Source organism: Paenibacillus macquariensis (assembly GCF_900156375.1).
Lineage (GTDB): Bacteria > Bacillota > Bacilli > Paenibacillales > Paenibacillaceae > Paenibacillus_AQ > Paenibacillus_AQ macquariensis.
On sequence record NZ_FTNK01000031.1, the window covers coordinates 1 to 21886 of the forward strand.

Sequence of the window (21886 nt, forward strand, 5' to 3'; positions counted from 1 at the left end):
TCATGCTTTCAAAAAGCTGCATTCGAGTATGTGCTTGAAGGGGACATATACAACTGAAGTATAGTAAAGCGATTCTTCTCTTATTTATTAAAGATTGTTTAACATGCCTAAAATCAATGTGACTATAGTTTTAGGCTATTTAGAAACCGATCTCATGAACTGATTCGGACTCACTCCAGTTGCCTTCTTAAAAACCCGGCTAAAGTGCTCCGTACTAGCATATCCTGTACGCTCTGCAATTTCATATATCTTTAGATAAGGCTCCTTCTTCATGCTTTCCATGGCCTTTTTCATGCGTACTTTTGTAACAAATTCTTTAAAAGTCTCACCTACCGCATTTGAGAACAATGTGCTGAAATAACCTTCACTTAAATGCACGATTCCACTTACTTTTCCAAGTGTAATATCTTCATTATAATGCTCCATAATAAACTCTTGTGCAATTGCCACAACCCGATTCATCTGACCCGCCTGCTTATCTATCTCTTGAAGAAGCTGTAGAACCAAGTTTGAAATCCTGGTTTGCAAACGTTCGGCGGAGTCAATCTGCCAAGCCATTTGGTATACGTCCTCTATCCTTTTAATTTCTTGGCTATTTACAAAACCGTTATCATACATGAACTTCACTAATATCATTAAGAGTTCCATATATCGGGCACGCAGTACCTCATTTCCCATAGAGGCAGAACGCTTTATCAGTGTAAACATTTTGTCTAGTTCTTGCAGCACCGATTGCTCTTTCCCCTCCTTCAATGCATCCAGCAAGGTTTGCTCTTTCCCGATCAAGGTCTCTCCCGACTGCTTCAAGAAATGTCTAGCATCCTCAGGGTAAATGATCCTATGCTTATTAATAACAAAGCGCAAATCAGCATTTTTTCGAGCTTGAAGATAAAACTCCGGGATATGCTTTAACTCTTCACACAGTTCACTTACTCCTATCGTGACTTGAAGATTGGTGTATTCCCTCAGTACAAAAATGATTTGATCTAGAATCTGCGAAATACTCTGTCGCACATAAATTAAACTACTCGTTCGAAACGATAAGAGCACCACGTACTCATACGGATTACAGCTGATTACTGCACCTGTTCCTACTTCGGTTAGCACCTGATCAATTCGTTTTAGAACATTATGTACACCTATGCCACTAAAATTGCCACGCTGGTATTTCCCACCTTTAAGAAAAAAGCTTTTAAACTAAAAGAAGATATTCGGGTATATGGTTCAGAAGATATGATGGAAGAATTGTTGGTCATAACTGCTCAATCGCAGACTTGGCATTGCCACAAGTGTGTTACTTAGTGCTATCGAAGGTTGACAGGAAAGACATATATAAAAAACGCTCAATACATGAATTTATTACGTCGAAGCGTTTTTTATATATTAAGAGAAGTCTAGCGCTACGGTTATGCTTGAGCGGTTCTTCTTAGTTATCCTACTTCAACACCTGTTGAGAAATCATGCTAATACTATCGATTTCACCTGTTGTCAAAGTAAATGTCATTGCTTTAACATTCTCTTCAGCATGATGCACTTTCGATGCACCTGGAATGGCAAATACCGTCTTACCATTAGCATGAATCATCCAATTAAGTGCAATTTGCGTGGGGGAAGCGTCGTATTGCAACGCAAGTTGTTCAAGCGCATCGATGAGCGGCTTTGACTTTTTCATACCGGATACTCGGAATGCCGCTCCCCACTTTCGTGGTCCTGAAATAGACTTTATAAGAGAAGGATTTCTATGAAATTTCCCGCTTAAGATTCCCTGTTCAAGCGGTGAATACGCTATGATTGCGACACCTAGTTCCTTGGCTGTGTCCAGTATTCCGTTCTGCTCAATCCTGCGATCTAGTAAGCTGTATTTCACTTGATTGGATGCCAAGCGCAGTCCATGCTCACGTAACACCCTATCCGCTTCCCGCATTTTCTCAGCAGAAAAATTACTAACACCCACATTCTTGATTTTCCCTTGCTTAACGAGTTGAGCCATCGCAGTCATCTCACTAACGACCGAAGAGAATGAATAGGGCTGATGTACTTGATAGAGATGAATTGTCCGATGATTAAGCAATCGAATTCGTTCATTAATCGTAGAGGAAATGCTGCTAGCAGTACGAAATATTGGCCACCATTTTGTCGCGATGTATGCTTTCTCTGCTTCTGAGCTTCCGACTTCTTCTAATGCATTAGCTAGTATTTGTTCAGATTGTCCTCCACCGTATACTTCAGCAGTATCGAACCAGTTTATTCCGCCTTGTAAACTAGTCTGAACTATTTTGTGCACATCTTCCCTCTGAAGTACTGGCCAGAATTTCCCGACAATCCCTTTCCCATTGCTGAACTGCCAACAACCAAGCCCGAGCGGAGATAACATTAAATCCGAGTTCCCCAGCTTTCGCAATTCAATAGCTGATTCCAATTTCATATTCATCCACCTTTTCCGTCCAATTTATCTCTTAACAAAAAAATCTTTCTTGTTTGTATGGAATTGACGAATAACTCATTCAAACACAGAAAGGTGCACAACTCAATGGTATATCAACATTGTTGATATGAATAGGATTTCATTGGTTATTTTCTATTCTGTTGATGTTTATTTGTTTGAATTCAGCACTGATCCCTTTTTTTTGGAAGCGATTGAAAAATAACCATTACAGGATACGTTACATGGAATCACATTGATCTGTGTATGGAACGATAGCAACTTGGAGTCATACCCGATAATCGTTTAAACGTATGGCAAAAGTGAGAAACATCTTGAAAACCAACTCGCCCTGCAACTGCCGTAATAGCTAGATCCGTTGCTTGTAATAGCTCTTTAGCCTTAGTCATTCGAATCGAGACCAAGAATTCATTCATCGTGACTCCAGTATTCGCCTTAAAAATCCGAAATAAGAAGGATCGTGATACATGAAATTGTACACATAATTTCTCTACGCTGAGAGGTTCATGGTGATGCTCCATCATATAACTGAGAATACCCTTGACCATTTGTTTCTGGGTATCATTCCCACCCATACTTATTGTCGACGACTTAGCTTGATATCGGCCTAACTGTGCAAATAGTTGCAACAGTAGACTTTTAACAAGTAATGGATAACAAGGCTGTTTCCTCTGAATTTCCCCTTCTAATTGAACTAGAATTTCCTGCAAATGCATTAACTGTTGGGCATTTAATTGCGTATGTATCGAATCACTCTCTGGATCCGGAAGCCATTGTCTAATGCCCATCAAACATTCTCTATCCTCTACACACAATTGTTCAACATAGGATCTTTCAATTGCTAAGATATAGCGATGGAATGGAGTATTCAGATGTGGTCTAGATAAATGCGATGCCATGGGTCCCACTACCGTAAACGTACCCACTCCCAACGTATGCATCCGATCACCAACTATATAGTGACCTTTTCCTTGTATACATAAATAAAGCTCATATCCACTATGGGAGTGAAAAGTTGGCTGTTCTAACATTGTTGTTCGATACGAGCATTGAACTGGGAAATCCATAAGTCTCGTATTCGTTACTTCATCCACGACAGATTCGTGCTGAGCAGACCGATCTTCCCCTATTCTCACCTTCTCAATCTCCATAGTTAGATCCCCTTTCCACACTCCCAAATATAAAGACAATATCCCAAACCATAAGGACGATAGACCAAGACTCATTTCATGCCACATTGTATATTAGATGTATACTTACTCACTGTCATGGAGGAATGAATCGCATGCCAATACCGATTTCTCACGATTCTTTACAACATACTACAGAACAGGTTTATCGCTATATGCTATTGGATCACACAGATAATTGGGGAATGGATATTCAGCACTGGGACTGGGTTCCCGGAGTTGGTGTCATCGCAATACTGTCTTATTATGAAAATACACACGATCAGGAAGTTCTCGATTATTTAACCAAGTGGGCATACACAAATATACCAACATCGGAACAGGCGAGTGTTATCAATGCAATGGCACCCTTTGCTATCTTTCCAGCACTCTATGAATACACACAAGATTCTTTCTTTCTAGAGGAATCGCTGCGCGTTGGTCAATGGATGCTTACAGAAGCACCACGTACTCGTGAAGGAGCCTTCGAGCATACGGTCACAGAAAATGTTAGCTTTCCAGAGCAGGTATGGGCCGACACGATCTTTATGGCTGTCCTCTTCTTAGCTCGTCTAGCACGTGTCACAGGTGATAACTCCTACGCTATTGAAGCTGTTAAGCAGTTGGAGATTCACTTAGAATTACTTGAAGACCCAGATACAGGTGTCATGTTTCATGGATGGAATTGCATGGCTCTTAACCACATGTCCGGGGCTCGGTGGACTCGAGCGAATGCTTGGATCGCCGTAGGAACACCAATGATTATGCAAGAGTTAACAGGTATCGCAACCCTATCTCAACAAGCAATAGAACGTTACTCTGCCATGATGCATGGATTGATTCGCTATCAACAAGCTAACGGTCTATGGGCCACTGTTATGGATCGACCCGACTTCTATCCAGAAACTTCGGGTAGTGCTGGAATTGCCTGCGGCATTCTACAGGCTATTCGCCTAGGCTTAATAGATAGCTCTTACGAGACTTCTGCCTTTCGTTCTCTGAAAGCCATTCTTCATGAAGTACTTCCAAACGGAGAGGTAACAGGCGTTTCTGGAGGTACGCCTGTTATGTCTTCCATTGAAGCCTATAATGAGATCCCATGTCATCCTACGCTTTATGGGCAAGGACTTGTTCTAATGTTATTGTCTGAAATCCTATGAGTCATAATTAAACAATTGATTTAGAGAGCCCCCATGTTAACACCATGGAGGCTCTTTTTTTATACCTAGATTTATGATTAGACTGGATGGATAGCATTTGGCTTTAATGCTATGGATACCTCGTGCGATAAACGATCCAGATGACTTGTTACAACGCTTGCTGTTACATGACCGGCTTCTTCTGTGACCGATATATCCGGCAATTTCTCTACCACTTCTCCAATCGCTAATGAGAATAGAAAGGCTGCTCGATTTAACTCGTTGAAATCTATTATTTTTCGCTCACCAGTATAGATAACTAAGTCTAATCCAACATAGTGTTCCTGCACTGTCACTTCCCAATCCCAGCCTCGATGCTCTTTGCCATCTACATCTGACATCACGTCGAAAGCAGCATATACATTATCCATTCGCAGTGGTATTCCATCTATCTCCACTTCCGCTTTGGATTCTTTCGTTGTAACGTTCACACCATCTAGACAACCTCCGAATTCCAACCGAATCCGTAAATCTGAAGCCTCAATACTTCCATCAATACGATCCAAACCAGGATGTGTATCCCCACCATTCGTAAGGAATCGTACCCCAAGCAGAAGATGACCCTCATCTTCCGAAGCGCTAAGTACCCCCGAGCAATAATCATATCCATCATGTAAGCATCTCATCTGTAAATAAGTAGCTGAACCGTTATTCTCGAAATAAGCGACCATACCCCTAGTTTGGTTCCACATGATTTCATTTTTGAATATTCCGATCGTATATTGGGGAGTTATGATCGTCTTCGCCCATTTCACCAATCCAGTATCCTCATTACGATAGTACGGCTGTTCAAGTACACGAGTATCCTCGCTCATGAACAGATCCAAGTATTTCTCTGGGCATTGGAAGCCACTACCATACCACTCCGTATCATATTCAAGATCAGCACCGGAGAAGAAATACAATCGGTTATCCGTAGCAATCTGTAAGAAAGATTTAATTTTATTGGTAAGAAGCGTACTATAGCTGCGACTATGCGGACCCGCCCATTGCTGAGAGATCGGATGATAATGATCGGCTACCATGCGCCAACCAATGTCTAGCAGATCAATAGCGATTTCCTTAGCCCTAGAGTTACTGGAGTAGGTAACCAATTTGGACAACTCTATGATGGCGATGACCGAATAGTGTGGACTGTTAAATTCTTGGAAAGTCCTCAAACCTTCCGTATACTGTTTTAACTTTTCTAATCTCTGTAATGCATAATCCACATAGTCCTGCCTACCATACAGTTCTCCAGCAATCAATGTCACAAATGCCCCCATGATCGAAATATTCGTATAGTGAGGTCCCATATCCCGTTTTATAATCGCATCACATGCACAACTAATCCCCTGTTGAATCTGTTCTCTTAAGTCTTCTGTGAATAGAGGACCGTGAAGTAAGGCTGCTAGAACAAGTTCTTTCCCACAAAAATCAGCCCAGTTCCAGTCTGGAGGATCCATCTGTATAAGTGACTCTTCATAAAACCATGGCCAAATGCCATAGGTATCTCGTTCTGGATCGCGATCTTGTAGAGCAAGAACAGATTGAATGATATCACTAGCCCTCTGTACATTTTCCGGATCCTCCGAATTCAACAGGCCAACGGCATATAACAACGATGGATGTGTTGGATGAACTAGAGGATACACATCGGATGTTAATGTCGTATGATATCCTGGCGTGTGTAATGGTCGTATTAGCATATTCACACGTGGATCGTAATCCTTTTCCTGTGACATGATCTTGTTCAATAACAACTCTTTGTGATCGAAAGATTGTTTATATAGGCTCATCCTAGACTCCTCACCTTCTATTTTCAATCCGAATTTGGGATGGTTGCTTACTCTAATTGAATGGGTTTGAACAACGAGGACTGCTTACTTGAACCAACACCACTACCCCATTCAACATAACCTTTACGCCCATTTCCATCGTTCTCATTGACGACAATCGACAGACTAAGGATTCCATCGCTCGGAACAATCGGCGCCAATTCACCCCATGGGAGGGCCAACTGGTATATCGTATCCTTTGCCACCTCGTCTCTTGTTACTTGCAGGATAGGACTCACGATAGATCCCGTCTCAATTCCCTGTGGGGCCATCCACCGATAGAGTTCAGGTCCTTGTGATGTCAAGGCCATTCCATACTCATACCACTGTAAATTCTCTCCCGGCATCCCTGCAGATACGGCGAACTGGATGCTATCCCCTTCCCATATTTCCCCACCTTGTTTCGGCTGTGAGTACACATCGTCATGGACATGGATATCTCAATAAAATAAATGCACAGGATGATTTCTTTCTTTTCGTAATCATACGGTATATAGGTGAAATCGGATTGTGTTAGATGCACATGATTTCAAAATGCACAGATGAAGGATACTCAGTGTAATAAATTGCACAACATCCGAGTGTTCTTTCTCTAATATTATGGGTATTCTAATGTAATGTAAAGGGTTGTTAAATTTTCAAAATTGAGAGAATATTTATGTTGCCCACACAATAAGAAGTTCTAAATTAATTGAGGCAGCTACCATCCAACAAACGCAGAAAAACAAGCCTCACAGAGTTACCTGTGAAGCTTGATTACTGAACTATTGTGTCCCGTTAGATTAATAGGTGACCAAGTAATTTAAATTCAATAACGATTATTATTGCTATTAAAATTAAACACATTTCAGTTAAAGTCAAAATAGACTGCTTCGGATATTGTGTATATTTCCATTCGAAAAATGCTCTTACCATATAATTCAATATCATAAAAGCAATTACTGTAATTAAAATTAGGTAAATTAAATCTTCATAATAAAACAACATCACAAAAGATAGAATCACCAGAGTAATCGCAGAAAAAGTTCTCAAACCTCTATCGATTTTTCTATGTAACTCGTTTATGTGATTAAAAGAAAAAAACTCTTTTTTTACTTTCTCAATTTTGAGTAGGTTCCTCAGAAGAAGCTTAACTATTGAAATAAGGACAAAAACAATTGTTGCAATCAAACAAAATTTTATCCAGAACACACAACTCCTCCTATTCCATTAACATGCCCGTTAGTCATACATGCAGTGGTAAGCGCCACAACACAGATTACGAAAGTAATTGCGTTCTTCCGCAGTACCTGCTCATCAATTTGTATCGTTCAACTAACGTTCCCAGTTAGTTGAACAAGACTATACTATATATTATTCATATCCAATATGTAACCTCCTTTATATTATCTACCCTTTTTGAGTTTAGGTCTTGATAAAAGATGGCGTAGCTTGCGAATAATAGGGTTTCAGTTCAAAAACGTTCCCCGTATTTATACTTCGTTTCACGATCTTGTGTTCATGATGCCGCATCGATTTTGTTCAAATTCCCGTCGCTACCCATGCATATAATTTTAATATTCCAATCAATCATGCAATGTATTAGAATAGAAAATAGGTTCGTTTGCTTGGTGATTTTAACCAACGACGGAGATTCGTTCAAAATTAAAAGCTCAATGGCACATTTAATATGGGTTTCAAAAAAATATCTAGGTAGGTGATGATTGTGCCTAAAATGAACCGTCGTATGACAGAGTTGCTTAAAAAAGGCTATGTTAAAGCTCCTGAGACTATGTTTAATCCAGAGACCGGTAATGTTGTCATTACAATAGGAGATCAAGTAATTATTACTTCTGATCTAAAAACTCCTGTAGGAAGGAATAGAGGCAGCGCTCCGCGAGGTGCTTTTGTAGCCAAAAAGTCAGCTTATAAAAACGCTGATAGGGAATGGAGACCTACTTATAGAGCTAGGGATGGAATACTTTCTAGGGCTACTAAAGGTGGTACTTTAGGCATATTTCCACAACAAGCTGTTCTTAAAATTAAAGAAGAGCCCTCCACTGAAATGGATAAGTTGGGAAGATCTCTTGAATCCATAAGGAAATATTCTAATAAACAACTTAACCGTATGAACTTGAAAGGTTATGATGCAGTTGGATTAAGACGTGTTAAAGCTCTGATTGCAGTTAACATTGGTCATATGATTTTAAATATTGATAATAAATCTATCCCAGCCAAAGTATTAGACGAAATCTTAAAACCTTATGGTACAACGTTCAAAGAGATTGAACGTTGTATAGATAGTGATCATCATTTCTAGGGAGGTGTCTAACTTGTCGAAAGCTATAGTTCTCTTTGGTCCACCATCTATCGGTAAAAGTTACTTCTTTAGGTCAGAAAGGACTCAATATTCCGATGATCAGATAATAAGTATCGATAAAGACGTACTTAACTCCACTTTCTTTTATCCTTCCTTAGTTAAGGATTTCACCCAATGGTGTCCGACTACCCTACTTTGGAAAACCACTTCTCATTTGGTAAAGGAAGCTTCTACTCCTGATTGGGTCCAAGTTCTTAGTAATAATGGCGGAAGAAATGTGGTGTTCTTCCTTCAAGGAGTTACTATGGGCGGGGTGCAGGAAGACATACAAGTCCTTCTCAGTCTGGGCTTTGATGTAGAGTTCGTTCTCCTGGCAGCAGAAATTGTAGAGATTCTAGACTGGCGGATAAGGAAACGAGCCACAGCCTCAGATTATATAGGTGCTCCTCCTATGCCTAAAGCAAGTTTGGATCTTATATCCAGGCAATGTTATTCTTCTTTTGCTAAAGCTATAACTTCTCCTATTGGAATTAATTCTTTTGCCTCCAAGAGCCCAAAGGATGGTAAAGGGACCATTACTTACAGAGCTGCTGTTGTAAGTTTGGATGACATTGATATGAGCGAGATTAATTGGGATGATTTGAATAATGATGTGAATCTATACCTTTATGTTAATGAATATACTCAAGATGAAATTACTTTTATGGGTGATACATTACTATTAGGTGATAGTAAGTCACCTCAACAAGAACTTAAAACAGGATAATTGCCGGGATGACTACAACCGCAGGAATCATTTTTCATCTATCGTCTAGATAGGGGTTCGAATCCCTAGGACTATGCTTACTTGTTGGAAATAAGAACATAGTAACCTGGAAAGGGAATAGAGCATGTTTGCATTAAAGTTTCGGAACAAGAATGGTATAGACGGCAACTAACTCTCCTAATGGAGTTTTTTTGCTTTTTTAACAGAAACTTTTCAACTAGCTTGCCCGTTAGCTTAGCAACCTCAGCCTAATACTTTTATTTCTAGAACATTTAGAATGTTTAATAAGGTTCCACACCTCTTGAATCCATGCTTAAAAAAGAAGACACGCCTGATCGTCCTATAATAACAAATATAAATACTTATCAACATTTTGTAATATCAAATACCCTATTAAAACTATCGCATTGAAGTTACTTCACCTTTTTTATGTAATTGAATACTAACAAGGTAGTTACCCGAACCTCCATCAATCACTCCTGACTTTTAATTACTTGAATAAGTGGGTAGTGTTTAAGCATTCACCACTTTATTGAAATTATCTTATTACCTATATTCGAGATATCACTTTCTACTAGAACTTATCTTTTCTTCTTTAATTTAATAAACTCTATTATTTCTTCTAACTCAGAAGGAGGAATGTTATATAACAAAGATACTACTTACTGCTGAAGATAGTTTCCCTCGATTGTATCATTTAATAGCCAGTTCAAATCAACATTGAACCTGTTCCTCATCTCTTTTAGTGTATCGGCAGATGGCTTAGTTTTATCTTGCTCAATCTCACTTAATCTTCCTTGTGAAATACCTATTACTTCTGAAAAAGCTATCTGGTTTAAGTTAAGTTGTGTTTTAATTGCTTTTACCTTCGACCCTATGGAATTCATAATCATTTATCCTCTCTAAATAAATTAAGGCCGCCCTATTATTAAATTAGGACGGCCCATGATGTGTTTTATTCTTTTAGCTGTTCCATACTTTCTTTACTGGTTCCACACTTTTTTTGTCACCAGACAACTAATGTTCAGAGACATTAAAGTTGGTAACCAATAATACACCCTTATTTCTCAATCACATTAAAGGTAACGCCTCTTTGTTAATCAATTAGCATCTCATCATCCGATTTAATTTTAGAAGCGGATTCTTTATTTTTTCTAGCGTCTATACAAAAATATTCAATAAGCACACCATACTTATTTGATATTTCGGTTGCTTTTTCACGAAAGTAGTCATTTTTATTATATGAGTTATCTTCAATACAAACTATCGCATAAACTCCATAATCCACCTCGGTCACATGCTGATAAAGCGGCAATTGATACTCTATTCCTTTATTCAAATTACTGTTAGTATCCATTTTAAATTCAATCACTGCTTTATATTTTTTTCCACAGCTAATTTTAAAATCAAGACTCCCTCTTCCAGTATCTACTTCTGGAGAAATATCGAGATCAAAACCCTTCAAGTAAATTTCCAGATAAAATCCACATAAAATTTGAAATTCTTTTTCACTAAGACTCTTTTCACTTCCATTTATCAATTTATATAGTTTTTTATGTTTAACGTAAAAGGAAAATTTGTTCATAGTCCCCCGAATGACTTCAATGAATTCCTCTTTTGAATCGAAGTTAGCATATTCAAGATTTGAGCTGATTTTATCTACCGATTTATCTTCAACCTTGTTTTTTATTTCAGAATACTTCTCTCTAATGTCATTGGGCATCAGCTCTACATAAAAATCTAAATTAACATGAAAAAACTTCTCAAAATTAACTGGATTATTAACATAGTGTTGAAATAGTAAACCCACATCTAAAAAATCAACATCATCAAAAATAAAACCAATAATATCATTAATATTGTCTAATCCATTTATTAAGTCATTTTGTTCTTCCGACAAGTATTTTTTGTTTTTTGCTAAAAAAGCATCTTTTTCGTGTGTGAAAATATCAATTTCTTCTTCTAGATCAGTCGCTTCATCCATGAATACTAAAACATGATAAATTATATATTCATCTAATGGGAGAATATTATGAAAAAAATCATCTAATATATATCCATTCAATTGCTCTAATCTCTCCAAACAAAATTCCGGGTCTCTTCTTAAATGTTGTGGAAATGCCTCAGCATATATATCCTCAAATTCAAGATTATTAGCAAACTCAATAAACATTTCAAAAAATTGTTTTAAGACATTATTTACATATTGGTTAATATTTAATTGATCTTCGTACACATTGATCATTTTGTCTCTCCATCCTCACATTTATCAAATACAATCTTTAGAATAATGATCTTTCGAAAATCAACTTCTATTATGAAACGTGCATTTCATTATTGCTTTCTTTAATAATTCTTAGTTCACTTTTCTCAAACGAATTAAACTTTAAACGTTTTTTGATATCGTGGCACATTACGAGCATTATATTTATATAGAACGACATCTGGCCACATTCTTGAATTAATACTCCTAACAACTTTTACTGCCAAGCCTGCAGGTCCGATATAAAACAAATGGATCTCACGAAAACGCATCTTTTGTAATTGGGACTCCACTGATTTCCTTAAGAACAATTTTTGATTCTGACTTATATCCTTATCTTTCATTAATGAGATGTGAGTTCACTATCTCATTTCCGGAAGCCAGCTACTCAATTGCTTGAAGTATCGTAATTGAAGATAGCATGATCCGCTTTCTTCTCCACGCAGTTTTCAATCATCATACATATATTATTTCAAATAATCCTTCCAGCTTAGATTGAATAGTCTCATCTATAAATGGAACATTTATAAAAACACGTTCTCTCGCCCTACTCAAAGCGACGTAGCTAATTCTGTGTTCTTCATTATTTTTTAAATTAGGCTTAATAAAAAAATCCAATTCATCTGATGATTCTAAAACAAGTAGTACATTATCAAATTCATCTCCCTTTGATTTGTGAATAGTCTTATGCTTGCTTTTATCATCTGTAATACTCACACAAAGAGCTAATTGCTCGTACGTATAGTTTTCATAAAATGTTCTAGCTGCGCCTTTTCCAAAATTAGATATTTCTGTTCTTATAACATTTTTTACAAACGAATAGAATTCATATAGAGACTTATCCATAAAAGTATCGTATTCGTTCAAAAGGAAGAAGAGCGATTTTAACGCAAACTTCCTTTTTTCTTCCTTATTGTTTATATCTTTTTCAATACTTTCAAGTTCTCTTATTGCTTTCTTCATATCTCCTTCGCGAGCATATTCTACGGATTTCAAGCAAGTAACAACTACTCGGCTTCTATACTTGTTGCTGCTAGTTGATTTATCTACTTCTAAGAGCTCTTCAATCAACTTGTCATTAATTACATCCCCCAATGAATATTTCCTCATAGCATTTGATGTTGGATTGTCACGTGATAAGGAGTACAGATCTTCTTCATCATTGCAAAGTTCAGTTGCCCTTATTAATGCATCTATTCTTTTACCCAGCAGAAGTTTGGGTTTATCCCCGGCGATATTTCTATATTTATTCTGCTGTATATCTTTTCGAGTTAAGTTCAATAAATCAACAATGGAGTTTGTACTTCTTCTATTATCCTTCATAACGTATTCCGAAAGATTAGGTAAAGAAAAAGATGCAAACTGATCAGGCAGAGCACCTTGAAACCCGTAAATTGATTGTGCAGCATCACCAATGATACCAACAACTGTTTCCTTGGTACCTATAAGTTTCAAAATCTCTACTTGTATCGGACTTGTATCTTGGAATTCATCAATATATAAATAGGGAAATTTCGCTCGTAAAACTTCTAAAATAAATGGGTGTTTCCTAAGAAGCTGATAGCTGAAAAAAAGCACATCAGAATGATCAACAATCCCTTTAGACCAATAAAGCTTTTTGTATGTTAGAAAATCTGTTTCTAGAATACCTAGACAGAGTTTATTAAGATACTTCCGTTCTTCCTTTTCGCCATTTTTTTGTATTCTATATGCTTTTTTACGATTCCCAACAATTGTAAGACCACCTTTTTCATCAAATTGATATGTCAAATGATGTAACCATCGAGTGATAGGTACTGTGTTTTCTTTGAGCATGATTAATTGTTTCATTGAATAGGGAGGTTTTAACTGATCTACATTGGAATGATTTTCAATCCAGTGTTGTACTTTTTTAAAATGTACTACTGTATCTTCATGTCCATCCATCTCTTTTACATTCAAATTATAATCGCCTTCCAGATATGAGGCGTAAGGTTTCACAATGTGTTTATATAAAAAACTATGTAACGTGGAAACCTCTACCTGATTAACATTAGTGCCTAACCGGTTTAAAATGGTTTCTACTGCAATATTGGTATAGGTTATACAAGCAATTTTTCGAGTCTTTCTCAATCTCTGAGAATGATGTAAAACATTTTTTATATGTTGTACAAGCCAGTAGGTTTTACCCGCACCCGGCCCAGCTGCTACACGAAAATGATTTTCCAAAGGTATCAGGAACTCGGAGTTTATTTCTATCATTGTACTATCCATGTGATGGCTTCCTTTATATAGTTTGGGACCGTAAAATTTTGAAAATCAGTTGTATCTATTTTATAAAGATTATCTGTAAGTGCAGAAGCTAATTCCAAAGCGTTTTCACCTTTTCCAACAGAATTAAGGTACCTGGTAGCAATAAAAGCCTTGGATTTTTGATTGCTCTCCCAGGAGGTATTTAAGTGCATACTTTCAATTACTCTATCATTCTCTTCACTCTTTCTTAATATCCGTTCATATTCCAAGAGTTCTCCACCCCGTTTATACACTTCCATTAACTTTTTTATTTCATCTTGATTTTTCATTGAATTTGTAAGTAGCAAATCTAGTGAAGGATTATGTAAAATCAAATCATACTCAAAGGTTTTCCCTTCAGTCTCATCCTGAGAAAAGATAGCTATGTTAGAATGTCCACCACGAGGATACAAAGTAAAAGAAGGATTTTCTTTATACTCATACTTAGCACCTTCGATACCATATTCATAAGGATAGCATTTACCGTAACTTGCCCCCTTAGCCTTTTTCTTTCTCTCAGGGTCTCTATCAGTTATACATGCTATCTTTTTATGTATTGCATAAGGATTGTTAGTATTAAATAAATAGAGAAAATGTTCAAAATACCTTCCACCGACATTAACTACAGCAATATGTTTCTCTTCCAATGAGATACCTAGATATCTTGCTAGGATTGGTAACAGTAGTTGTTCAGCTATTCCTTCTACTAAAATAACGTTCTGTGCAAAAAGCATATCTGATTTAGTTGCATCTAAAAATCGCTGAACATATTTCTTGCTTTTTTCATTATCTTTAAATACTTTCGCCGGATAACCTACGCTTGTTTCCCCAATTTCATTATGTAAGCAAATCATCTCATCTAAAGAGACAGAAGATGTAATATGAGTTGAGTGGGTAGTCACAAATATTTGTCTTACCTTTTTGTCTTCCTTATTTTTTAGCAAAAATTTCAAAAATTGATATTGCATAGCTGGATGTAAGTGAGCCTCAGGTTCCTCAATTGCCAAAACAGGAAAAACTTTTGCATTACTTCCTAAATAGCTTCCGTCTGAATTCACCTGCATTTTAGACAGCAACAAGGACATAAAGATCAAGTTATTGTAGCCTAAACCATTATGAGTTGCTGGAATTTTAATTCCAGTTTCATATTCAACAATTAACTTTAACGCTGAAAACAACTCAACATCAGATATACTTCCTTCAAAATTTGGCTTGGCTTTATTAAATGATGCCCCTGTATCCTTGGCATAAGACAATATCTGTTCTTTACCGAGTAGCATTCTCTTTGAGAGATGTGATAGCAGCATATCAGCAGTATCAGAAAAAGATTGTTTTTTTAGCTTTATTTCTTCTAATTTCTCTATCTCTGTTCGTTTAGAATCAGACTTAATATCGTAATCCATAAAGAAATCTAACACATCTCTAAGCAAAGTATTCCTACCTGAGAGCATATCTCTTTCGACATCTCGGATTGCATCCAAAAATTGAAAGTCAAACTTCTGTAATGATTCGCTATCTGCAGTGGTTTGATTAACAACATTGCCTCCCCATATCTTGAAAATATAAAGTCTCAAGAATTCCTGTTGGATTATTCTCCAAGCTTTATCTTTATCAGTCGATTGAGAAATGGTTGCTATATACTTTTCGGTTTCCTTCTCTGGAAGATGAAATTCATAAGTTAATACTGCTTCATAAGGCTCATCAAGCTTAGTTAACCAATTTGCCACGGTCACCAGGTCGTCAGAATTAAGATCTTCATTATCACTTTGTTTTATAGTCACGCTTATGCGTATTTTAGGAGGAGCACATCTTAACTCATCAAGCGAAATACTCTTATTAAAATCATGTATGTCTAATCTCTTTTTTCCATTCGAATCTAAAACTAGAGCTAAAGCTTTAATGAGGTTTGTCTTCCCCGCATTGTTATGACCAATAATGACATTAATACCATCGTTGAAACTCACGGCCTTGTTTTTGAAATTTCTATAGTTTTCTAATTTAATTCCAGATATATACATATATATCCCCTTCCAAAGAGAATGATTCTATTTAGCTCAAGAGTAAAATGACCACGGCCTATTTATTAGCTTAGATCTTCCCTAAATTTATTACGGAAATAAACGCGGCTTGTAATAAGCCATTCCATCTTTATACCGTGGGCAAAGCAATACTTATGATTATTCGACAGCTAAACAGATTCCCCTGCCATTAGTCCTATTATTAGCAAGAATAGACAAAACAAAAAAACACGAGACCTTAACGGTCATCGTGTTGTTGTTTCAAGTATTATATTAAACTATTTTGAACATAAAATCTTCCACCATTCCCTTGCCCTCTCGTATGCTGTGCTTATAAGGTTAACTCTTACCTAAGCTCACACTGTCATCGATTATTCAAAACAAAAAAATTTAACCTCCTGTCGCTCACATGACTCACAAAGTACAAATAAAACAATATTTCCTACATCATTGGCAAAAGGACTGCCAATGATGCTGGCAGCCTGTTCTCATTGCACTATCGTGTCCCGTTAGCGTATTGTTCGATAATGGAGTTTGAATGACTTTGCCTCAGTTTACAAAATAATTACAAAATATATAACGAACGGGTTCATCGTCAATGGTTTCAACTAGATAAATATTATCAGTGTACACACCGTTGGGTTTAATATCGATCAAATTATTGTCAGACATATTTATCATTCCTCTTGTACCTATAAATGACAATTTTGATTCGCTTGCGAAATAGAGAACATTACTATTTAATCTCCCTTTTTTTATTGTCTGAGAAGAGTAATTCATTACTTTTACGTCGATTTGTTTATTATTTATGGAGTTTTTCTGATCTTTAAAGAATGTCACACTCTTAGGTACAATCATATTGTTAAAGGATACATTTAAATTTTGCATTTCATCAATATGTGCAAGCCGCTCTGAGCTTAAAATTCGTGGATCAGTTAGCTGAACAACATTTAATGATTTGTTGTATCCAACTTTAATTCCAAACGTTTCAGAAATAAATCGTGCTGGTACCATTATTGTAGAGTTCTTAGATACCACCATCGTATCCAGCTGTTTCTGTTCTCCGTTAACTATCGCTGTTTTCTGTCCAAGTACTAATGATATAGTGTTTTTTCCCATCGATACTATTGCTTTTTTCTCCTTACCAATCCAAGAAATATTTGCACCCATTACATCACCAATTAGCCTTAGTGGAATGAGTGTTCTTCCATTTGCATCTGCATAAGGAAGCTGTTGATTGGAATATAAAACAAAAGAATTATTCAACTTCAATTTTAAATCGGTGTCATTTACGATGCCAGCACTAACTGAATTTAGCTCTATACCAGAAAACACACAAATCGAAACGCATAATATAGAAATATAACGTAATAATTTCATTTTCCAATCCTCTTTTCTAATAAGATTTGATTTGCTGTCTTTAATACAACACTTTATGTTTAATTCCTCTTGTAAATAAGACGCTAATACTATCAAAAGGTTTGTGAGAATAAGTAATTCCCCAGATCAATCCATAATCTAGGACGGTAAACATATAAAAAATGTTTCGCTATTCTGCCCGTTAGCTTAACGAAAACAAGGAGCAGCTGCCGTGGCAAACTGCTCCTTATTTGATTAAACTATCGTGTCCCGTTAGTTCAACGAATCAGTCCTTCATTCAGGTGCAAACGGGTTACCAAATTGAACTAAAATATGCCACATGTATTTTAATTCCTGAAGCACCTCTTCATAGACTCCTCTATCGCTCCATAGTGCTGGATTACGTTTTAAATCGTTGACAGCTGCCCCAACCACACTAGCGTCGATATAATCATTTCGTGCTATCCGCTTAGCTAAGGAAGGCATAGTTGATCCCCTAAAATCCGAGGGTATTTCTTCTACATGCATAGCAAATCCCATATGCCAATATAGTTCAATGGAATACTTTAAGCATATTTGTTCTAATACATCTCCTATGTAAGTGCCCTTGAACGAAGGATCGGCAACAAGCACTTCTACGTCATCATTTAATATGATATCATCGTGAACCTGGGCCTCAATATAGTGGTTAAGATTTCGATTGGGCTCACGCTTTGAGGGATCCTTGAATGGTTGTTCAAGACTATACAACAGATGCTCAATCAACTTCCGCGGTGTCAGATTTTTCTCGCCGATCGCATCATTTCGAATAAATGTATCTTTAAAAATCGCTGCTAAAATGTCATCAAACTCAGCATAAGTGCCTTTTTCCTTGGGATCTTGATGTGAATCCAAATAAGTGTACGTGCAACGATAGGAGACATTCGGTGAGAGAAGGAAGTAACATGACCCAAACCTCGGAGCCGGTCCATCCGGGTGCAGCATTAAATCTAGCGCCCCGTACTTCGGGCGCTGGCTATTCGTCACGCCATCTAACTGATATGCGCCTCCAAACATCTTTTTCTCCCAAAGATCCCGTGATCCGCCTGGATAAGCAGATACGCTGCCATTGGAAATGTGAGTTTCGAACTGATTCTTATAGATCCCCTGCTCAAGCAATGCCTGAGCCACACTTTTCATGTCCGCAATTGGTCGATCAGGATGAAAATGCAGCGCGACCCTCGCGTTCGATAATAGCTTAAAGACGGTATCCTCAAATGTATTCCAAGGGATATTTGACAGCTGAAGAACTTCCTTAATTGTCTTTTGAGCTTCGCATTTTCGGGTTCTAGCGTACTGTGTAATATGTTCAATTGCCAACTGCTGTGAAATTGATAAATCTCTCTTACCTAACATTTTCATCACCTTCCTTGATATAGCCTGGCATCAAGCTAATCAAATATCGCATATTCAATAACTTAACATCATGATATTCAACTTATCAATCATTCAATCCTGCCCGTTTATCGGAACAGGCTGCCAATTATGCTGGCAGCCTGTTGTCATGGTGCTATAGTGTCCCGTTAGCTTAATTCCGAAATCTTGTGGGCAGACCGAGGGCAATAGCCCCAATGCTTGAATATGTTGTTATCTGATGGATTTGCCTACTATGAAAAACTAATCTCTCTTTTACTTAATTTCTTAAATGCAGAGTAACCCTGATCGGACTTAATAAAACTTAATATTTTATCGGCACATTCGGTTGGGCTCAACTTTTCCGTATTTACTTCAAGATCATATTCATTATAGGAATATACTCTGTCGAACTGGGAATGTGCTAGTCCAATTAATCGATCTCCCCTACTCTGCTCTCTTCTTGTGAGTTCTTCTTTCGAGCATCGTACGCCTACAAACAATATAGGATGATCAACAAGTAAATCATAAAAATCATTAAAATACTTGTCATTTGCGATTATGGTATCTACTATTACATTAAAACCTAGTTCTGATAACAATTTAATTGTCGAATGGTACACTGATAATATGGAATCATCAACTATTTGTGAGACAACTTGATGATCTATTCCTCTTGGAGGTTCATCTGGAAATTTATTATTAACAAAATCATTGTAATTATTAAAAAAATCATCAATTAATAAATGATAAAAAGGAGTCTCTTTCTGATTTATCAGTTCAGTCGATATGGAGGTCTTTCCAGAACTTGACGTTCCGTTCAAAAACACAATGAGTCCTTGCTTCACATGAATCACCCTTATCTATAAGATTTGCGTTTCAATCAGACAACCTTATTTCAACAAATTTCATTAGATTATCCAACTGATAATATATTCGAGGAACGTTTCAACTATCCTCCCTCTATGAAGAAAGTATTAGCTCTGATTTCCTCCTGTTTTCTTAAGTTTTCATAACATCATTGGTATTTGAGCATTTGAATACTGGAATAGGGATGAATTAAAGGATAATTTTGGATACACGAAGAAAAACGATCCTTATTTACTTAACCACTCATATCCAAAAAAGTGGCAATAGATGTAGTTATGATCGCACTGATGGATGTCCACATATTTCATGGAGGTCTACCCTCCCAAATCTCACAGAGTCTTCGCTCTAAAATTCCTTCGTCCAACCTTACCATGATGTGGATGTCAGTTATGCTGCCCGACAGGATCTTTGTCCGTATTATAGTTGTTTTACTGACTAATCCGTGCTTCAAATGTGGTTACCTGCTACTTTACTTCAAGAATTCAAAAGAAACCTAAGCTACTCTCGTTAGTTCTGCCATGTGGGGAATATCCCTTAACATATGCTCTTCACTGAATTCACACTGCTTCTTGCCAATCGTAAACAGAATCCGTATAAGCTTATTACATATTGCGATCAGGGATTGCATTTTCTTCAAAGGATTATTTGACCGTGTTGTAAAATATTGATGTAAAGCCTTGAATGCACTATTCTTAGCGACTAAAGGCATGGCTACTCGAAAGAGAAGCGCCCTGAGTGCTTTTCTCCCTCTCTTTGTAATCTTTGTTTGTCCCTTATGCTTTCCAGACGTATTCTCCCTCAGACTCAGCCCAGCTAATTTTATAATCTGCTTAGGATGAGAGTAATAACTGAGGTCTCCTACCTCTGAAAAGAAGCTTGCAACCGTATCTCTACCAATACCCGTAATCGCTAACATTTGTTCAACACCTGGAATCTGTTCAAGTAAACCATCTATATTTGAATCCAGTTCTTCGAATCTATTATTTATGAGTTCATACTTATCTATTAACGTGCGTAGCTCTAATTTAGCCATTGTCGAACCCTCAAGAATGCCAATCGAATGACTTGCTGCTTGTTTGAGTTCAGATATTCTACTGAGTCCAACCGCACGGCTAACAGCTTTTCTAAGATGCGTTAAGATCTCATGATCGGAAATCTTGCTTAATTCATGTGGTAATACATTTAGCTTTAAAAGCTGTAATGCCGACTTTCCTTCCCAGTCTTTAAATACGGTAAGAAACTCAGGGAAGAAGCGATCTAGCCAGTTGTGGATTTGTCCTTGAACCGCTTGTAGGTCAACAGATAGAAGATCCCGTATCTTTTTCGCCACTCGAAGTTCTGCGTACACTCCCTGTGGAATATTGGGTACAGCATATCTCCCATCTTTGACTAACTGTGCAATTACCCTAGCATCTTTCACATCATTTTTTGTAGGTGAATTGTCGTCTAGCTCCTTGCTCTTCTTTACATGCATCGGGTTTACTACGACAAATTGAATACGTTGATCTTTAAGAAAGTGAGCTAGATTGAGCCAGTAGTGACCTGTTGGTTCCATTCCTACAATCACTTTTTCCATCCCTTGATCTTTCATTAGTTGTTGAATCCAACCTAGAAAGTGATTGAAATCTGAGTTCGTATTTTCAAAATGGAAAGCCTTCTTGAACTCCTGCCCTCTAAAATCCTGTGCGCGTGCAACGTGCTTGTACTTAGCGATATCTACACCAACTATTAGCGTTTGAGAAGTAATTTGAGCTATCTTCTCATTTTGGTTATAATTCATATTATCTGCCTCCTGATATTCGAATTCGTCCCTTTTGCTGGCCAGCTTAGGACAATTCTTATGATATCAAGAGGTCTTTTATTGTTCAAACGTCATTCTTATTCATTACAGGAATGCTGCCCGTTACTTCAATGAAAACAGCAGGCTACCGTAGCGCCTGCTCATTAATGTGTATCATTCAACTAAAGTGTCCCGTTAGTTCAACACAATTATGATGCGGTTCTCCGCTTTGGTTGAAGC

At 37.2% G+C, this 21886-nt stretch carries 18 protein-coding genes; 3 read left to right on the forward strand and 15 right to left on the reverse strand.

The genetic code is table 11. The features are described from left to right. Positions 1 to 135 precede the first annotated feature (135 nt). The 3 genes from BW961_RS27315 to BW961_RS27325 all read right to left on the reverse strand — a co-directional run bounded on the left by BW961_RS27315 (position 136) and on the right by BW961_RS27325 (position 3594). Positions 136 to 1107, reverse strand: coding sequence for a helix-turn-helix transcriptional regulator (locus BW961_RS27315; protein WP_076577084.1), 972 nt, complete (start codon positions 1105 to 1107; stop codon positions 136 to 138). Between the two features lie 328 nt (positions 1108 to 1435). Continuing rightward, on the reverse strand, positions 1436 to 2425 hold the full coding sequence (locus BW961_RS27320; RefSeq protein ID WP_244556076.1) for an aldo/keto reductase: 990 nt from the start codon (positions 2423 to 2425) through the stop codon (positions 1436 to 1438). Positions 2426 to 2673: 248 nt separating this feature from the next. Next, a complete protein-coding gene (locus BW961_RS27325; RefSeq protein ID WP_068586247.1) occupies positions 2674 to 3594 on the reverse strand; it encodes an AraC family transcriptional regulator in 921 nt (306 codons plus the stop codon). A 134-nt stretch (positions 3595 to 3728) separates the two neighbouring features. On the opposite strand from BW961_RS27325, the gene BW961_RS27330 reads away from it, so the two are divergent. After that, positions 3729 to 4772 (forward strand): glycoside hydrolase family 88/105 protein, encoded by a 1044-nt coding sequence (locus BW961_RS27330; protein WP_068586244.1) that lies wholly within the window; start codon positions 3729 to 3731, stop codon positions 4770 to 4772. A 77-nt stretch (positions 4773 to 4849) separates the two neighbouring features. Here the strand turns inward: BW961_RS27330 and BW961_RS27335 are convergent, their stop codons facing one another. The 3 genes from BW961_RS27335 to BW961_RS27345 all read right to left on the reverse strand — a co-directional run bounded on the left by BW961_RS27335 (position 4850) and on the right by BW961_RS27345 (position 7819). Further along, positions 4850 to 6589 carry a hypothetical protein gene (locus tag BW961_RS27335; RefSeq protein WP_068586241.1) on the reverse strand — a complete coding sequence of 580 codons (1740 nt, stop codon included), beginning with the start codon at positions 6587 to 6589 and terminating at the stop codon, positions 4850 to 4852. A gap of 47 nt (positions 6590 to 6636) precedes the next feature. Beyond that, entirely contained in the window at positions 6637 to 7047 is a 411-nt protein-coding gene (locus BW961_RS27340; RefSeq protein WP_139331770.1) for a DOMON domain-containing protein, read from the reverse strand. Positions 7048 to 7405: 358 nt separating this feature from the next. Beyond that, the gene (locus tag BW961_RS27345) at positions 7406 to 7819 is read right to left on the reverse strand and encodes a DUF4181 domain-containing protein (protein WP_068586236.1); all 414 of its coding nucleotides are present in this window, start codon (positions 7817 to 7819) and stop codon (positions 7406 to 7408) included. A 523-nt stretch (positions 7820 to 8342) separates the two neighbouring features. Here BW961_RS27345 and BW961_RS27350 point away from each other — a divergent pair. Next, positions 8343 to 8927, forward strand: a complete 585-nt coding sequence (locus BW961_RS27350; RefSeq protein WP_139331771.1) for a hypothetical protein — start codon at positions 8343 to 8345, stop codon at positions 8925 to 8927. A 13-nt stretch (positions 8928 to 8940) separates the two neighbouring features. Continuing rightward, complete coding sequence (locus tag BW961_RS27355; RefSeq protein WP_068586230.1) at positions 8941 to 9693, forward strand: hypothetical protein; 753 nt, start codon at positions 8941 to 8943, stop codon at positions 9691 to 9693. A 662-nt stretch (positions 9694 to 10355) separates the two neighbouring features. On the opposite strand, the gene BW961_RS27360 is transcribed toward BW961_RS27355, so the two are convergent. The 9 genes from BW961_RS27360 to BW961_RS27395 form a co-directional block, all read right to left on the reverse strand. Continuing rightward, on the reverse strand, positions 10356 to 10580 hold the full coding sequence (locus BW961_RS27360; protein WP_068586227.1) for a helix-turn-helix domain-containing protein: 225 nt from the start codon (positions 10578 to 10580) through the stop codon (positions 10356 to 10358). 209 nt (positions 10581 to 10789) lie between these two features. Continuing rightward, positions 10790 to 11938, reverse strand: a complete 1149-nt coding sequence (locus tag BW961_RS27365) for a hypothetical protein (protein ID WP_068586224.1) — start codon at positions 11936 to 11938, stop codon at positions 10790 to 10792. A 134-nt stretch (positions 11939 to 12072) separates the two neighbouring features. Further along, positions 12073 to 12300, reverse strand: a complete 228-nt coding sequence (locus BW961_RS32040; RefSeq protein ID WP_139331773.1) for an SAVED domain-containing protein — start codon at positions 12298 to 12300, stop codon at positions 12073 to 12075. Positions 12301 to 12412: 112 nt separating this feature from the next. After that, on the reverse strand, positions 12413 to 14209 hold the full coding sequence (locus BW961_RS27370) for a UvrD-helicase domain-containing protein (protein WP_139331774.1): 1797 nt from the start codon (positions 14207 to 14209) through the stop codon (positions 12413 to 12415). Further along, positions 14194 to 16245 (reverse strand): AAA family ATPase, encoded by a 2052-nt coding sequence (locus BW961_RS27375; protein ID WP_068586219.1) that lies wholly within the window; start codon positions 16243 to 16245, stop codon positions 14194 to 14196. The genes BW961_RS27370 and BW961_RS27375 overlap by 16 nt, the downstream gene beginning before the upstream one ends. A gap of 549 nt (positions 16246 to 16794) precedes the next feature. After that, complete coding sequence (locus BW961_RS27380) at positions 16795 to 17625, reverse strand: copper amine oxidase N-terminal domain-containing protein (RefSeq protein WP_068586217.1); 831 nt, start codon at positions 17623 to 17625, stop codon at positions 16795 to 16797. A gap of 273 nt (positions 17626 to 17898) precedes the next feature. Beyond that, positions 17899 to 18999 carry a DUF3626 domain-containing protein gene (locus BW961_RS27385; protein WP_068586214.1) on the reverse strand — a complete coding sequence of 367 codons (1101 nt, stop codon included), beginning with the start codon at positions 18997 to 18999 and terminating at the stop codon, positions 17899 to 17901. Between the two features lie 251 nt (positions 19000 to 19250). Beyond that, on the reverse strand, positions 19251 to 19844 hold the full coding sequence (locus tag BW961_RS27390; RefSeq protein ID WP_068586211.1) for a chloramphenicol phosphotransferase CPT family protein: 594 nt from the start codon (positions 19842 to 19844) through the stop codon (positions 19251 to 19253). Between the two features lie 515 nt (positions 19845 to 20359). Next, a complete protein-coding gene (locus tag BW961_RS27395; protein ID WP_068581973.1) occupies positions 20360 to 21646 on the reverse strand; it encodes an IS110 family RNA-guided transposase in 1287 nt (428 codons plus the stop codon). Between the last annotated feature and the right edge of the window lie 240 nt (positions 21647 to 21886).